The following is a 15018-nucleotide window of genomic DNA, read 5'->3' as shown; positions in this document are numbered from 1 at the left end:
CAAAATAATCCAAACATCCTCCTATGACTCACACTACCACTCTTGAACCTCTAGAAGTAGACCAATGGTTTGTTGATAGCTCTGAACTGCGCTCTTTTGTCAGCATAGTTCAAAAAATTGTTTCCACGACTCGCGATCGTGCTGAAACTCTCACTACCCTAGAACCTTATTTTTCCCAACTTCTAAAACAAGAAGGTTGGTTACCTGAGCGGTTTGCACAACCAAATTCTGATAGCGTTATGGGAAGTAGTATTGGTCAATGGTTATTGTATAGGGCAAAAGACCGATCGCTCACCATCTTCAGTTTGGTGATTCCCCCAGGTTCAACAACTCCTATCCACGATCATCTATCTTGGGGATTGGTGGGTTTATACAAAGGTGGACAAGAGGAAACTGTTTACCGTCGCGTGGATAGCGGCGAATTAGAAGGACATGCCCAACTAGAGATGATTGATGTTTATCAGGTTAAAAAAGGTCGTGTCTATCACATCTTACCTCCCGACCAAGATATCCACTCTGTGAAAGCCACAACAGTCTTTACCCCATCAGTCTCGATTCATGTTATGGGAAATGATACTGGTAGTGTTTGGCGACACCAGTATAACCTAGAAGCTCAAAGCGTGCGAGCATTTCGCTCTGGATACTCCAATGCACCCTGTCAAGGGGAGCGGGGGAGTAAAATTTCATAACATATTTGTAAACTTTATAACTGTAGGAATCATGCCGAAATTTGAACGAGCCGAGGAAGAACGCCTTCACCGCAAACAACTTCTTATTCTATTTTGAGGAAGAATAAACGTGTTTTACCAGCAAAGAGTCTTTTCAAGTGTCGTGTTAATGTTGACTCTCAGTTGCTATGTAACGTTGGCGATCGCATTTAGTACTCGTAGCAATTCCCAAAATGCCGCGCCTGCCAATTTATCAAACGTAACGCTACGTGTCGCTAAGTATAAAGGTGGTTGGGATCTCCAGCTTAAACTAGCTGGGCTAGATAAGTTTGCCTATCAAGTTAAGTACTCAGAATTTACAGGCGGAAATTTGATGTTACAAGCAATCAACGCAAATGCAATTGATATTGCATCCGCCAGTGAAATACCACCCATTTTTGCAGTTAACTCCCAAGCGTCAGTAAAAATAATTGCGACCACCAAAGGACCAACTGTAGGGCAAGTTGTACTAGTACCAAAAAACTCTAAGGCAAAAACAATCGCCGATCTCAAAGGTAAAAAGGTGGGTTACGTCAAGGCTACAACAGCTCACTATTTCCTAATTCGGATGTTGGAACAAGTCGGTTTGACAATCAAGGATGTCAATGCCATTCCTTTGTCTATCCCCGATGGGCTTTCTGCCTTCAGAAAAGGAGAGCTTGATGCTTGGGCGACTTACGGTTACTCAATTCCACAAGCCAAGAAAGATGGTGCTAGGGTTCTCAAGTCAGCAAAGGATATTTTGAGCGGCAATTTTGTCATTATAGCAGCACCTAGTGCCATCACCGATCCAAATAAAAAGGCAGCAATTTCCGATTTTCTCTGTCGAATTAAAAAATCTCAAGTTTGGCGCGACTCCAATATCAGAACATGGTCAAAAAGCTATGCGTCTGCTATTAGTGTTGATGAAGATATTGTCTACCAAGATGCCCAAGAAGGATTACAACAGCGTCGTTTTGAGTTGTTACCCATATCAAAAGGTGCGATCTCATCTCAGCAAAAGGTTGCAGATACTTTTTACAAAGCTGGTGTAATTCCATCAAAGGTTAACGTACAACCTTTATGGGATAACACTTTTAATGAAGCGATCTCTAAATGCAGCTAAACTTAAACGATTTTGGATTTTAGATTTTGGATTTTGGATTGGGAAAGCTTTTCCTGGACTAAATTTCATATTACGGTCTGTAGCTTACCAACGAACCAACTCTTCAGCAACTTTGCGATCGTCCTCAACTTTTTGCTCAGCGCTCAAAAGTCTATGATGGGAAGCTGAGAGGAATTTGTGATTGGTTTGAGCGTTATTTGAGGTGACTAAATGGACTTTAACCTCTTGAGATTCAGTCACTAAAGCGACTTTAATCTCATTCATAGCTTGTTGTTGCTCTTTAATAATTTGTGTCAGTTCGTTTAACTTTCGAGCATGGAACTCATCCAATTTCTCATGCAACAGTTCGATATTTTGTCCGGCTCTGAGATTCACTTGGTGGTCAATTTCAGCATTTTTGCGATCGGTATCCGATTGGCGGTTCTGACTCATTAACACAACAGGAGCTGTGTAGGCTGATGCAAAGGAAAACACTAAGTTTAACATCATGAAGGGTGACTCATCCCAGTGAGGCAATCCTGGTATAGAGTTTATACCCACCCATCCTGCTAAAATCGCACTTTGACCGATAAGAAAACCCCAAGAACCGACTTGTGCTGCAAGTTTATCTGCAAGGCGTTGTCCCGGAGTCAATTCTTCAGTTGCTACATTGTGAGCGTTCGATTGCTGTTTTTCAACAATGGAGGAATTGCGAACAAGTTTTGTATTAACAGTGTTGGATAATGTTTTCTGTGTCAGCTTCATCTTGCACCTCAGCGTTTTTTTGTTTGTGTTGTTCCTGATGTCTCTTAATGTACGCCGAGCCAATGATAAGAGCAAATACTCTTTGTTTTCAAACCGATAGATAAAAGTGATGTTGCTCGTTAAATATGGTACATAACCACTTTTCTCAGCATTTCTTGCCGATGATAAAGGTCTGAGAGCGTATACTTCTGCAAAATAGAAAAAGCTGCTTGATATGTCTCAACCCGTAAATCCTGTATCAAATTTTTCTCTGTAGTTTTCAGTGAAGTAGACTTTGGTGATAGAAAAGTATCTAATTCTTCAATACAACTAAAAACGTCCAAAATTGTAATATCTTCAGGTTCTCGCGCCAGAAAATAACCTCCTTGGGAGCCACGTATGCTCTTAACTAAACCACCACGTTTTAAAGTTGTTAACAATGATTCCAGATTGCGGTTAGCTAAACCTTGAAGCGCTTCTATTTCGTGCATTTGCAACGGTTCACTGTTGCCATGATTTTTTGTCAGTGCTAATAAGGCTAGTATTGAGTATTTAAATTTGTTCGTTAGTTGCATTGACATAATATAAAGTTATACTATTGCTGTTCTTCTGTTAGCGTTTGGTGTTTAAAGATCAAAAGATGGTAATCGCGCCATGCCTGTTTGAGTTGTAGAATCACTTCTGGCTCTACGGGACGACTAGCATCTACACCTGTAATAATCGCTCCCAACGCTCCGCCTGTGGGAGTAACAACAATGCGTGTCGTAGTTAGTGTCATTTACATTTCTCCTTCAGTTTGCACTACTGATTGTTATTGGCTCAGGAGTTTCTAATAATTTACGTTTATCAAGAAAACTCTTTTTTAGATCGTGCAACTCAATACAACGGTAAACTTATAAACTTATAGTAGTATGCAATGATAATATTGTATAATCTAGAGAAAAATCAAGAGGAGTGCGAGCGATCGCCTTTTATCGCCTGTCCCTCCAGCTAAAATTCATTAGTCAATAACTCGCCATTTAGTGAAGACGGCATCACTCAAAGTAGTATCTCGAAATACGACTACTGAAGATATTTTAATGACCCAATATCCAAAAACCCAATAAATTGCTTTTTGCTTCCAAGTTGAAGGATTTGATCGCCACCTACTTCAAGAGGACGATAAGCCGGGTACGGCTTTTTTTTTTTGGTACGGCTTTAGCCGTTAGCGCTTACGCTATTGCACTCACGTTTTGATATTGATTGTCAGCACCATCTACATAAAGAGAAAAACAATAATGAACCAAATTGCCCAAAAAGTTCTAGAACCCACAATCGAGTTCTCATCTCCTGTGACAGCAAACTCGCCGGAACTCCAGCAGCTTTTCGATTTTATTGTTTTGGGGGCTGCCGATCGCGATCGCGTCCTTCCTTTTGATATAGTCGAACTGATCCGTCATTCTCGTTTGGGTGCATTGCGAATTCCCGTATCAGAAGGTGGTGGTGGTAGCTCGGCACGCGAACTCTTCGAGGTTGTCATTCGACTAGGAGAGGCAGATCCAAACGTTGCTCATATTGTACGGAATCATTTCTCTGTAACGGAACGGATTTTGCGTTCTCAGCGTAGCGAAAGGAATCGGCGATGGCTGAAGGCGATCGTTGACGGGGCAATTATTGGACTTGCTTCAACCGAACTAGAAGTCAAACGAGCTGGCGGTGGCGGGGTGGCGAATACAAAGTTGACACCTGATAATGATGGCTATCGTCTAAACGGGACGAAGTATTACAGTACTGGTAAGCTGTTGTGCAGACTTAATTTTTGTACGAGTATTAGCACCAGATGATATCATAGCGATCGCACTTCTGCCTACCAAACGCGAGGGAATTGAGCTTGTGGATGATTGGGACGGATTCGGACAAAGGTTAACGGGTACGGGGACTACTACATTCACAAATGTTCGTGTAGAGGCGGATGAAGTCTTTTTTGATACTGATACAGACAAAGATAACTCACCCTACAATATTGTCCCACAATTGTTTTTGACAGCAATTAACGCTGGCATTATTCGTAGTGTTTTACGAGATGCAAAGACGCTCATTCATACTCGACCTCGGACTTTCTATCATTCTACAGCCGAGCGAGCAGCAGATGACCCGCTCTTGCAGCAGACCGTCGGTCAGATTGCTGCCAACGCCTTTGCCGCCGAAGCGATCGTGCTACAAGCAGCCGATGCTCTCGATCGCTTCAATCTTGCTCAAGCCCAAGGTGAGGAATCTGAAACAGCCGCAGCGTTAGAAGCTTCTTTAAGTGCAGCCAAAGCAAAATTGATTGTTGATGACTTAGCGCTACGCTCAGCCACACTGTTATTTGAAGTGGGTGGGGCTTCAACAACAAAGCAAAGCTACAACTTTGATCGTCATTGGCGAAATGCACGTACTTTAGCATCACACAATCCATCTCATTTTAAAGCCCGTGCGATTGGGAACTACGAAATTAACGGTACACCACTGCCAACAAAAGGCTTTTTCTAAGAGCAGATTAACTGCACAGTTACTTGACATCTCAAAGTGCGCGTGAGACAAACTATGAAACAAATGCACCTGGTCGGCTTCATGCACTCATCTCATGTGGTTCTCAGTCATGGAATCTGGCGACATCCTCAGACCGAACTGGGTTTTTTGGAACTAGAATTTTATCAAACTATTGCCCAAACCTTGGAGCGTGGCAAGTTCGATATGTTGAGCCACACCACGAGCTATAAGCTCGTGGATTCACGCTCGTCACTATTTGGAAGTTGTTAAAATTTTCAAATCTAGTCATAAAAGGGGGTTATAATTGCTATATCATGAGAGACAGTGTGCATCTCCCGCATTAAGGTTTGAATTTCTTGTAATTTTTTCCAAAAATGTAAGTTAGGAGATTGTTATGAATTTACTTGGTAAGGCTTTATGGACTGTTGCTAGCGGAGTAATTGTTGGAGTTATTGTACAAGTTATTTCTGGTCAACCAGCAGCAGCAGCAGCAACAGGTGGTTGTACTTGTGTAGTGACAGCAGTAGCGTCAAAACCTTTTTAACTCCGCCTTCACTTGACAAGGAGACACAGGAAAACAGGAAAAAGATTCTCCACGTTCCCTCTTTTCTGTGTCTCTGTGTCTCCTCCTGGAAAAAAGTCCTTTTATTTAACCATCCCATTCTTTTGGAAGCTACGATCGCTGGCTTCAACAGGAAGGAATCCACCTGCCTGCATTTTCCATAACCTATAGTAAGCACCGCTGCGTGCCAAGAGTTCAGCATGAGTACCATCTTCGACAATACGACCTGCATCAAACACTAAAATGCGGTCTAGATGGGCAATAGTAGACAAGCGATGAGCAACTACGATGACTGTTTTATTATGCATAGCTAAATCTAAGGTATCTTGGATCGCTTTTTCAGTAATCGAGTCAAGACTAGAGGTGGCTTCATCTAAAATCAAGATTGGTGCATCTTTGAGAATGACTCGAGCGATCGCAATGCGCTGTCTCTGTCCTCCAGAAAGTTTAACACCTCGTTCGCCCACCAGAGAATAATAACCCTCGCTCATCGGTACGATAAAATCGTGAGCATAAGCTTTGCGTGCTGCTTCAATAACTTCTTCATCGCTGGCTTCAAGTCGCCCATATCGGATATTTTCTAATAACGTGCGATGAAACAGAGATGGGTCTTGGGGAATCAAACTAATCTGGGCGTGGAGTGCATCCTGAGTCATATCTCGAATATCGACTCCATCAATGAGAATTTGTCCAGATTGGGGATCGAACAAGCGCAAAATCAGATTGACAAAAGTAGATTTACCAGAGCCGGAGTAGCCGACTAGCCCCACACGTTGACCGGGTTCAATGATAACAGAAAGGTTGTGGAATACTTTTTTCTCAGTTGAATAGTTAAAATTGACGCGCCGAAATTCAATGCGTCCCTGAGTAATTGAATGGGCAATGGCGTTATCGCGATCGATCAACTCGTGAGGTTGAATATATAGTGTAGACACCATTAGCAATATTACCGATATGTTCAAAGAATTCTAGAAATCGTTTACTTAAATTACGAGCTTCACTAATAATCAACAGCGACAAACTAGTAGCTACCACGAAGTCAGCAGCACCAATTTTGCCTTGACTCCAGAGGTGGAGCGAGTAATACAGCGTGCCGATTTTTAAAATGGCTGCTGAGATAAACTGAAACCAGCGGATTCGCTCCTAGTACCAGTTTGACTTTCTTACCTCTTTGAGTTCGTACTTTAATCGCTCATTCAAATAGCGTCGTTCAAAACCTAAACGAGCAAACAGGCGGCTACTAGTGAGATTTGTTACAGAATCTACGATAATGCCAGTTGTCTCACTTCTTGCGGCAGCAGCTCTTCGAGAGTAAATTCGGCAACGAGTTGCTAACCAGAACGAAATACTGATGAAGAGAACTGCCCATACCCCGACCAGTGCAGCAAGAGGAGGATAGGCTCGATAGAGTAATATTACAGAGACAATATATACAATAATGACTGGCATAAATTCAGTAATCATCATTTGCATCGTTTGCGTCACACCCAGAGAGGTTTCGCTAATACGATGTGCCAATGCCCCAGCAAAACTACTGCTTAGATAGCGATGCGAATGTTGCTGTAAATATGCGTATAGGGAGCGGACGATTTGCTGTCGGTGGATCGGGTGGAGGAGAGTCTGCAAAAGACCAGCCGATCGCCCGAATACAACTTCACCTAGACTCAAAGCGGTAAAGAGCATTAGAGGTTGTCTGACTGCATCAAAAATGGGTCTGGTGTCGCCCGTAGATCCCGTCACGCTTCGGATAATCTCGCCAATGGCATAAGGCAGCATAATACCGCAGGTCGCGTGTATCACCTCCAAAATTACCATTGCCACATACCACCAACGGAACTGGTTAACAAAATAGCAAATGAACCTGAAGGGCGTTGATGGCAGAGGTGGTGCATCGGCAGCACGTTGGAACGGTTGAGATGAACGAGGTCTTTTGATTAAAGAACGGCGATAGCGTCGTATCACTTGAGTTTCTCCCTGACAGACTGACAAGAACTAACTTTCAACGCTTTCAGCGCTCTTTAATATGATGGGCTTATTGTACAGTGAGCAACCGACCCATTAGAATGACATTCATGCTTCAAACAGCTGGATTAGCCAGCTTAGCGCACAGAATCTCCTTTACGATATTCGGCAGTGATGTCGTCTAGCTTTTGTTTTAAATTGTCATCAAGTTTGACTTCTATTGCCTTAAGACTGTCAGCAAGTTGTTCTGGGCGACTAGCACCAATAATAGGAGCAGTAATAATCGGATTAGCCAAGACCCAAGCTATTGCTAGAGTAGTGAGTGACAATCCAGCTAAATCTGCTACTGTACGTAATTCCTCGACAGTCTTGAACTCGCGATCGTGCCAATAGCGTTCCTGATAATGTTCAGCCGCCGCACCCAAGGTGAAACGAGTTCCTTCGCTAGGACCTTGAGCAAGATTGTGTTTACCAGTGAGCAGACCTCCTGCTAGTGGATTGTAAGGAATAACACCAAGCCCTTCTTCTTGGGCTAAAGGCAAAAGTTCTCGCTCAATTTCACGGAACAACAAATTGTAGCGGGGCTGAATTGAGACAAAGCGAGTTAGATTGCGAACATCGGCGCGACCTAAAGCTCGGCTGAGGCGGTAAGCTAAGAAGTTGGAAACTCCTATATAGCGTGCTTTGCCAGAACGAACTATAATGTCTAGGGCTTCTAGAGTTTCATCCAAAGGGGTTGAGGCATCATCAGAGTGCAACTGATACAGATCTACATAATCGGTTTGCAGTCGTTTGAGGGAAGCATCGATCGCATCCAAAAGATGTTTGCGCGAAGCACCCCGATCCCAAGGTGCGGGACCAACTTTGCCGACAGCCTTGGTAGCTAGTATAAAATGTTCGCGTTTGCCTTTGAGCCAACGCCCAAGGATTTCTTCAGTGCGTCCTGCAGTGTCAATCCCACCGCCAAGGGGATAAACATCGGCTGTATCCAGAAAGTTAATACCAGCATCGGCAGCTGTGTCGAGGATGACTCTGGAAGTTTCCTCGTCAGTCTGCAATCCAAAGGTCATAGTGCCAAGAGTAAGGCGCGAAACAGTCAATCCAGTTTTACCGAGATTTGTAGTTGGTAAGGTCATAGCAATGTTGTTGATTGAAATTTCTTGCAGTATATAAAAAAGTTATGGAACCGCAGATGAACGCTGACGAACGCAGATAAATCTGTATTTCATTCAAGTGAAATACGATCACAAATTTAGTTATTAGTTAGGCTTGATTGGCTGCATCCTTGCATTTAGCGAACGCTTGGTTCCAATGAGCGGATGGTGCGTAAAACATAACGTATCACACAAATAGGGCTGAGGTGCGACGACTCTGTGAAACTAGCCATTGTTGCAACTTCGGATCGCTGTACACTTCATCGGCAATAACTTGACACATCCACGAAACGAGGTAGACCCCATTTCAGCAGCACGTTTAGATCGTTGCCACGATCTCGCGCTCCGTGCAGAAAAAGTACAAGAGGTGCTGGTTTACTAATATTGTCAGCAACCAACGAGAAAAGATAAGGCAATGAACTGTTGCTGTTGTCTTGAGAGCGTTTTTCCACTGGCATAGTCGTGTCTCCTAAAGTTTGGGAATTGGGAATTGGGCACTGGGCATTGTCCCTTTTGCTAACTAATTGCCACCGTTGCTGGTTGTTTCCACACTGCTTTGGCATACAGTGACTCTTCAAAGTCCGGCGCGATGTCACTGGTAATGCGTGCTTCATGCTTTTCCCAGTCGGTGAAGAATAAGTCGTGGCTGATGCGTGCTACTATTGCTGGCACGTCACGCCGGATACTAAGCACGTCACCGATAGGCAGACCGAAGCTCACAAAGCCAGCTGGGTTAAAGATATGGATATCCTTGAGGTAGGGAGCACTACCAGGTACTTTTTCTAGGTATTCGTGGGCAATACCGAGGTAGGGATGTGTCTCCAAATCGTCGTTGCGCTGGTCTAGTGGTGGCTCATAACGATCGCGCCAGAGGGCGATATGATGGGCAAAGTCGGCTAGTTCGGGACGTTTTGTCGGGTCAACAAAGTAACCAGTGCCTGCGATCGCAAAATCAAACTCGAAAACATCATCGTTCACCTGAGCGACAATGCGACCGTCCTTTTCTTGTGCCTTTCTCCAAGGTGCAGACAGATGCAGGTGAAAGTTAGAAAATGCGATCGCTCGCTCAATTGCATCAGGTGGTGGTGTGGAGCCTGCTTGACGAAAGCGCCAAGCTTGATACCAGCGAGCTGCATCTGGTAGTTGTGGATAGTTATAGTAAGCACCAGGGTAACCCCTCACCCGAATCACTGGTAGAGATGCGATGGTCGAGCGCCGTGCAAACAAGTGTACTGCTTTCGCTCCTGATTCCAGTGCCACTCCTGCCGCGTCAAAAGCTGAGGCTGCAGCACCTATAACAGCCACAGTTTTACCGCGTAGTGCGTCGAAGTCGATAGTATCAGCAGTGTGAGCATAGAGCGTGCGAGGCAAGTCAGCTAGTACATCTGGGATGTATGGGCCTCCAGTGCCTGCTACACCATTGGCGAAGATAATCTTACGAGTGATTTCCACCTGTGGGACGCCGTTGACCTCAAGGTGTAGGCGAAAGAAACCTTCAGCTGGCTCGATCCGCACCAATTTCGTCTGATATCGAACGGAGATGCCCAAGAATTGCCGATACCAGTTGAGGTACTCAGCCCACTTCACTCTTGGAATGCGATCGAGTGTGGCATATGCCTCAGCACCGTGCCGCGCTTCATACCAAGCTTGGAAAGATAGTTCGGGGATGCCTAGTTCATGACCGGGTAAGTTCTTTGGCGTGCGTAGTTTTTTCATCCGCGCTCGCGTGAGCCATACTCCAGCATGGGTTTCGTCCGGAGCAGAGTCAATTACGGTCACGCGACCAATGCCAGCACGTCGTAAAGCAAATGCAAATGTGCTGCCACTGCCACTACCACCTACGATAGTGACGTTGTGGTCTATACCTGGGCGATCGCTTACCCAGTTTTCTGGATCGGGACCGAGTAGGCGTAGTGCCTCGCGAGCACTGAAATCGATGTCAGTCGTTGCTGTCATGTTGCTCTCTAGGTGAAATGCTGTGCTTATATCCTTAGTTATTTAAGAAGGGAGAAGAATGTTTATGTTTTCTTTCTTACACAACACTTACAAAAAATGTGTGTTATTAAACCTAAATGTATGATACACGAATTATTCGTTAGTCATACATTAAATATTGCAAACTAGTTTGGAGTGATGAGATGATAGTTTGAAATGCTTGCTAGAACAACTTTACGTCAATCATTTTTGGATATTATTGCAAAAGATTTGTATTCAATTCCGAAGGCATAATGAACGGAATCAAATTCGCAGCAGCACAAGCCCACTTGTTAAGGCTTCATCCCACTGAGGTAATTTCTCTATTTCTGATACAGGAAGAGGGGGACTTATAGCTTTTGTAGAATGCTCGCTATGAGTCAAGAAAGATTGCTCTGGTTGGAGAGATAATTCCCAATATCCTACATCATGCCACTTACCAAATTTATACCCAACTCGGTGAAAGACTCCTACAGGTGAAAAACCAACAGCCTCATGTACAGCTATACTGGGTTGATTAGGTAAGGCAATTCCAGCAATAACGTTATAAAATCCTTGCAGTTGCAGTAACTGAAAAAGTGTAGTGTACAAGACTTTGGCAATTCCTTTTCGACGATAATTTACACCGACATACACTGATGATTCCACAGACCATTGGTAAGCCGCACGGGTACGATGAGGGTTAGCATAAGCGTAGCCTGCAACCTCACTATTGATTTCACAAACTAGCCAAGGCATCTGTTGTTGATAGCTCGCGATCCGCTTTTGAAACTCCGCTTCGCTGGGTGGTTCTAGCTCAAAGGAAATTATTGTTTCGCCACACAATTTGTTCACTTTCTAGGCTCACTCCATAGTCGCTTCTAGTAGCAAGTGGATCGTAAATCCAACCACAAAGAGCGTAGTTTGGTAGGAACCATTAGGCAGTTTACCCAAGCCTATTACAATGAAAGTGGGAAGTTGCTTTCCCCTTTCTAGTTTCATTGCAAACCTGTACCATTACTGGCTCAACCCTTTTGGGATAGGCTTTCCCCCGTGTGTACGGTCTTTCCTTCCTTTCGAGACAAGAACACGAGGTTAGTGTTATATCGTAATATTGCTTTTAGCCCAATGTTACGAGCCGCGTTCAGCCCAGAATGGCTGGTGTAACCATTTACGGTGCCTACGAATATGGCTCCTGATTGGTAGTTCAAAAAATCAAAAATAGTAACAGGGAAATTATCGGAACGCCATACTTTATTCCCCCAAGGGTCTAGCCTTGAAGTATCTTTGGGATTCACTCGTGTCGTCAAGATACTATAATCTTGATACGCAATAGAGCTAACTCGCTGATAAATTTTTGATTTTAACCAGTAGGCTCGTTTTTGGTTTGAACGACGAGAGTACTTACCACGAATCGGTTTTAAATTGCCCAGATGTTCAAATGCTATAATTGAACATCCCCAGGTTTTGGCAAATTCAACAATCCGTCTCGCGTATTCTCTACTTGCCTCAACCTCACGGTTGTGCAAGTTTTTCCAAACTGTTGACGCAAAACCCTTCTCAACAGTACCCGTCTGCTGCATTTTTTGAGCTATTCTTCCTAGTTGTTTCTTCCTACGCTTTGTGTGGCTTGTTTGTTTTATGAAGTGGCGTGCAACCTCAAACACTTTACCCTTAGCGTCAACTTCCAGGACGGAACATATAGCAATATGACGATCTAAATCCATGTCTACACCCAAGATCCTAAAGGAGTCTTGAGCCATAACTGTTTTAATTCCTCCAGTAGCTCTGACGTATTTTTCTAACGGGAAAACAATTGTTACTGCATTCCCTTTGACTATTACTGATGGAGAACCTTTTACCCAATCTGCACTAATTACTGGTGCAAGGTATTGAAATTTAATCCATTTCCATTGACCATTAACCAAGATTTTGAGCATGATGGAGTGCCCATCATCATTCTTACATACCCCAACATCAAAACTGGGAGAGAAGTTAAATACTCTTGGTTGTACTGGTGGTCTATGGTGCTTTTGTTTTTTAGGGCGATTTAGCCATTTTTGGTAGCTAGTGTTCCAAGATTCCCATGCACCAATAGCTTTTCTTATTGCACAACGACGAAGCTGTGCGGGAAAACTATTGAAAGGAAATGGGTATTGTGCATCATCCCCAATGGTCAATTTTTCATAATACCTCCACCCCCCATCTTCCTCTCTTGGCAGGTTAATACCTTCCGGATGGGTGTTAATTAGTGCAAAGTAAAAATGTACAACTTCATTAAAAGCTGTTTTGGTTTCGGTTAAATTGAATCCATTCCGTTCCAATTTACACTTGGCACTTTTAATTACGATCTTAAACCCTTTTTTCTTTTTCAGCACTAATTAATCACCTCCCGTAATTTATGTACTATATTATTAGTATAGCTATAATTTCTAAAATATGCAATTAGGTAAAGGAAAAAAAAGAGTAAAAAATCAGCCAGTTTTTTACGATGAGAAGAAAGAAAAACATATGGTAGGTTTAACTCCTACCGCATGGAAAAAGTTGCAGGCTATTGCCATTGATGCTGATTTGAGCGTCAGTGAGTGCTTGGAGCGGATTATTAGACAGATAGACAACGATTGACTACGTTCGAGTCCAATTTTTAGATATCTGGTGTTACGACACAGTTCGGACAAATTGATATTTTAGTCAATAATGCAGGATCGGCTCGTGCGGGGTCTTTCCTTGAACTGAGCGATGATGTATTTCTAGATGCTTGGAACTTAAAATTATTGGGCTATATTCGCCTAGTTAAAGCTGTTGTTCCTCACCAAAAAAATCGGCGGGATGGTCGGATTGTCAATATTATTGGCGGTGCAGGTCGGACACCACGTCCTAGTTTCCTTCCTGGCGGTACAACTAATGCTGCTTTGCTTAACTTCACACGAGGAATTTCTAAAGAGTTAGCTGAGTATAATATTCGGATTAATGCCATTTCGCCCGGAGCTACCGCTACCGAACGGGCTGAACGCTTAGCCAAACAAAACGCTCAAGCTCGTGGGATTACAGTTGAGCAGGCAAAAGCAGAAACTTTACAAGGAATTCCTCTCAAAAGAATCGCCCAACCAGAGGAAATCGCTGCATTAACACTCTTTTTAGTGTCTGACCTTGCTGCTTCAATTACAGGCGCTGAGATTCTTGTTGATGGTGGACACACTCCAGGAGTCTAAAGTGCAGTAATTTTTAATATCGGAAGATACTCTTGTGGAGCAGGACATGGTTGTGCTAAAGCACAAGAGTTGCTACTAAAGGAACCTTTGACCTTGTTGGGCATCTCGATCGTTCTTTTATCCTCCTTGTTCTTGTCATTACATAACGTTGCTGTGCGAGTTTTATTTTCAGAACATCTCGTACTGAGTTTATTTTTACTTGGTGGATACGTTAAACCAGATTTTCAGAATTCATTTTTGCTGATGTTTATGCGAATGCTACTGGTGGTTCCACTTATGGCTTCTGTAGCATTCAAACTCTATCCATCTGCTCTTCAAGAATTCCTAAGTTTGTTCAAGCGAGAACACTTGGACGTTATGCTCCAAGCCTCTGGCTGTGGAGTTCTCATGTTTGTATATATTGCTTTACTCTACATTGCGATTGGCTTGATTCCTACTGGAATTGCGATCGCACTTTTCTTTACCTATCCTGTCTTCACAGCACTACTGTCGTGGAAGTTTTTTGGCGATCGCCCCACACTCTTCCGTTGGCTAGTGATGAGTATTATTCTGGGGGGCGGTGTTCTCACTATTCCCCATTCTTCTACTAGCTACAGTAGTCATACCATTACGATTGGCATTTGTGCTAGTGTTGTATCTGGGATAGTCTATGCCTTCTATAATGTCATCGCCCAAAAATGTCTAGAAAAATTCCATCCCGTTCCCTTTACGTGGATTAGCTTTGCCTTAACTTTGCTGCTCTCTGGTATTAGTTTATTATTGTTTCCACCTACCATGACCCAACTTGACTGGACACCTATGTGGATTGGCAGTCTTTTTTCGGGTTTGACGAGCTTTATCGGACACTCTCTATACAATTTAGGGATTCGCAAGAGCGGCGCAAATACTGCTTCTATTATCGGCTCTAGTAGTCCAGCATTAACGGCTCTGGTTGCATGGGTAACAATTAGCGAAACTTTAAACATAGTTCAGAGTGTGGGGATTGGTATCGTTACATTGGGAATTGCTTTACTGAGTGGAGAAAGGTGGATTCAAAAGAGACACAAGACAACATAAAAGCAGAAAAAGCGATCGCTTTAGGTATTGCGACCGCTTCTTAAAATCCAGAGGAGATGAGAAACTTTGGTAA

The 15018-nt window shown here is 43.4% G+C and carries 17 protein-coding genes and 1 pseudogene; 9 read left to right on the top strand and 9 right to left on the bottom strand.

From position 1 onward, the window contains the following. The first annotated feature begins 23 nt into the window (after positions 1–23). Both WA1_RS33435 and WA1_RS33430 read left to right on the top strand, forming a co-directional pair. Entirely contained in the window at positions 24–689 is a 666-nt protein-coding gene (locus WA1_RS33435) for a cysteine dioxygenase family protein (protein ID WP_017743695.1), read from the top strand. Between the two features lie 109 nt (positions 690–798). Beyond that, positions 799–1812, top strand: a complete 1014-nt coding sequence (locus tag WA1_RS33430) for an ABC transporter substrate-binding protein (protein ID WP_272819287.1) — start codon at positions 799–801, stop codon at positions 1810–1812. Between the two features lie 84 nt (positions 1813–1896). Here the strand turns inward: WA1_RS33430 and WA1_RS33425 are convergent, their stop codons facing one another. The 3 genes from WA1_RS33425 to WA1_RS33415 form a co-directional block, all read right to left on the bottom strand. Further along, complete coding sequence (locus WA1_RS33425; RefSeq protein ID WP_017743697.1) at positions 1897–2556, bottom strand: DUF1003 domain-containing protein; 660 nt, start codon at positions 2554–2556, stop codon at positions 1897–1899. Between the two features lie 119 nt (positions 2557–2675). Further along, positions 2676–3116, bottom strand: a complete 441-nt coding sequence (locus tag WA1_RS33420) for an RrF2 family transcriptional regulator (RefSeq protein WP_272819286.1) — start codon at positions 3114–3116, stop codon at positions 2676–2678. 14 nt (positions 3117–3130) lie between these two features. Then, the gene (locus WA1_RS33415) at positions 3131–3313 is read right to left on the bottom strand and encodes a hypothetical protein (protein WP_017743699.1); all 183 of its coding nucleotides are present in this window, start codon (positions 3311–3313) and stop codon (positions 3131–3133) included. Between the two features lie 499 nt (positions 3314–3812). On the opposite strand from WA1_RS33415, the gene WA1_RS60540 reads away from it, so the two are divergent. The 4 genes from WA1_RS60540 to WA1_RS57450 all read left to right on the top strand — a co-directional run bounded on the left by WA1_RS60540 (position 3813) and on the right by WA1_RS57450 (position 5590). After that, positions 3813–4358 carry an acyl-CoA dehydrogenase family protein gene (locus WA1_RS60540; protein ID WP_272819285.1) on the top strand — a complete coding sequence of 182 codons (546 nt, stop codon included), beginning with the start codon at positions 3813–3815 and terminating at the stop codon, positions 4356–4358. 49 nt (positions 4359–4407) lie between these two features. Further along, the gene (locus WA1_RS60535) at positions 4408–5046 is read left to right on the top strand and encodes an acyl-CoA dehydrogenase family protein (protein ID WP_272819284.1); all 639 of its coding nucleotides are present in this window, start codon (positions 4408–4410) and stop codon (positions 5044–5046) included. Positions 5047–5100: 54 nt separating this feature from the next. Next, complete coding sequence (locus tag WA1_RS55725) at positions 5101–5316, top strand: hypothetical protein (RefSeq protein WP_148662816.1); 216 nt, start codon at positions 5101–5103, stop codon at positions 5314–5316. 124 nt (positions 5317–5440) lie between these two features. Beyond that, entirely contained in the window at positions 5441–5590 is a 150-nt protein-coding gene (locus WA1_RS57450) for a hypothetical protein (protein WP_017743700.1), read from the top strand. 101 nt (positions 5591–5691) lie between these two features. On the opposite strand, the pseudogene WA1_RS33405 reads toward WA1_RS57450, so the two are convergent. The 6 genes and pseudogenes from WA1_RS33405 to WA1_RS33380 form a co-directional block, all read right to left on the bottom strand. After that, positions 5692–7570 (bottom strand): annotated as a pseudogene (locus WA1_RS33405) (ABC transporter ATP-binding protein). A gap of 137 nt (positions 7571–7707) precedes the next feature. Next, positions 7708–8706: an aldo/keto reductase gene (locus tag WA1_RS33400; RefSeq protein ID WP_017743701.1), complete on the bottom strand. Its 999-nt coding sequence runs from the start codon at positions 8704–8706 to the stop codon at positions 7708–7710. Between the two features lie 278 nt (positions 8707–8984). Continuing rightward, positions 8985–9182 carry a hypothetical protein gene (locus WA1_RS33395; RefSeq protein WP_017743702.1) on the bottom strand — a complete coding sequence of 66 codons (198 nt, stop codon included), beginning with the start codon at positions 9180–9182 and terminating at the stop codon, positions 8985–8987. A gap of 58 nt (positions 9183–9240) precedes the next feature. Continuing rightward, entirely contained in the window at positions 9241–10680 is a 1440-nt protein-coding gene (locus tag WA1_RS33390) for an NAD(P)-binding domain-containing protein (RefSeq protein WP_017743703.1), read from the bottom strand. A gap of 282 nt (positions 10681–10962) precedes the next feature. Continuing rightward, entirely contained in the window at positions 10963–11532 is a 570-nt protein-coding gene (locus WA1_RS33385) for a GNAT family N-acetyltransferase (RefSeq protein ID WP_017743704.1), read from the bottom strand. A gap of 170 nt (positions 11533–11702) precedes the next feature. Further along, positions 11703–13001, bottom strand: a complete 1299-nt coding sequence (locus tag WA1_RS33380; protein WP_272819283.1) for a transposase — start codon at positions 12999–13001, stop codon at positions 11703–11705. A 115-nt stretch (positions 13002–13116) separates the two neighbouring features. On the opposite strand from WA1_RS33380, the gene WA1_RS58870 reads away from it, so the two are divergent. From WA1_RS58870 to WA1_RS33365, 3 genes are all read left to right on the top strand, one after another. Then, the gene (locus tag WA1_RS58870) at positions 13117–13302 is read left to right on the top strand and encodes a hypothetical protein (protein ID WP_017743707.1); all 186 of its coding nucleotides are present in this window, start codon (positions 13117–13119) and stop codon (positions 13300–13302) included. Positions 13303–13325: 23 nt separating this feature from the next. After that, entirely contained in the window at positions 13326–13889 is a 564-nt protein-coding gene (locus WA1_RS33370) for an SDR family oxidoreductase (protein ID WP_201789220.1), read from the top strand. Between the two features lie 153 nt (positions 13890–14042). Further along, complete coding sequence (locus WA1_RS33365; RefSeq protein WP_272819282.1) at positions 14043–14945, top strand: DMT family transporter; 903 nt, start codon at positions 14043–14045, stop codon at positions 14943–14945. Positions 14946–15018 lie beyond the last annotated feature (73 nt).

The organism is Scytonema hofmannii PCC 7110, assembly GCF_000346485.2.
GTDB lineage: Bacteria > Cyanobacteriota > Cyanobacteriia > Cyanobacteriales > Nostocaceae > Scytonema > Scytonema hofmannii.
This window is presented reverse-complemented; position numbering and strand designations above follow the sequence as displayed.

Excerpts from the sequence above, each read along its gene's own strand:
- WA1_RS33435 (WP_017743695.1), top strand. The coding sequence starts at position 24 with ATGACTCACACTACCACTCTTGAACCTCTAGAAGTAGACCAATGGTTT.
- WA1_RS33425 (WP_017743697.1), bottom strand. The coding sequence starts at position 2,556 with ATGAAGCTGACACAGAAAACATTATCCAACACTGTTAATACAAAACTT.
- WA1_RS33420 (WP_272819286.1), bottom strand. The coding sequence starts at position 3,116 with ATGTCAATGCAACTAACGAACAAATTTAAATACTCAATACTAGCCTTA.
- WA1_RS33415 (WP_017743699.1), bottom strand. The coding sequence starts at position 3,313 with ATGACACTAACTACGACACGCATTGTTGTTACTCCCACAGGCGGAGCG.
- WA1_RS60540 (WP_272819285.1), top strand. The coding sequence starts at position 3,813 with ATGAACCAAATTGCCCAAAAAGTTCTAGAACCCACAATCGAGTTCTCA.
- WA1_RS55725 (WP_148662816.1), top strand. The coding sequence starts at position 5,101 with ATGAAACAAATGCACCTGGTCGGCTTCATGCACTCATCTCATGTGGTT.
- WA1_RS57450 (WP_017743700.1), top strand. The coding sequence starts at position 5,441 with ATGAATTTACTTGGTAAGGCTTTATGGACTGTTGCTAGCGGAGTAATT.
- WA1_RS33400 (WP_017743701.1), bottom strand. The coding sequence starts at position 8,706 with ATGACCTTACCAACTACAAATCTCGGTAAAACTGGATTGACTGTTTCG.
- WA1_RS33395 (WP_017743702.1), bottom strand. The coding sequence starts at position 9,182 with ATGCCAGTGGAAAAACGCTCTCAAGACAACAGCAACAGTTCATTGCCT.
- WA1_RS33390 (WP_017743703.1), bottom strand. The coding sequence starts at position 10,680 with ATGACAGCAACGACTGACATCGATTTCAGTGCTCGCGAGGCACTACGC.
- WA1_RS58870 (WP_017743707.1), top strand. The coding sequence starts at position 13,117 with ATGCAATTAGGTAAAGGAAAAAAAAGAGTAAAAAATCAGCCAGTTTTT.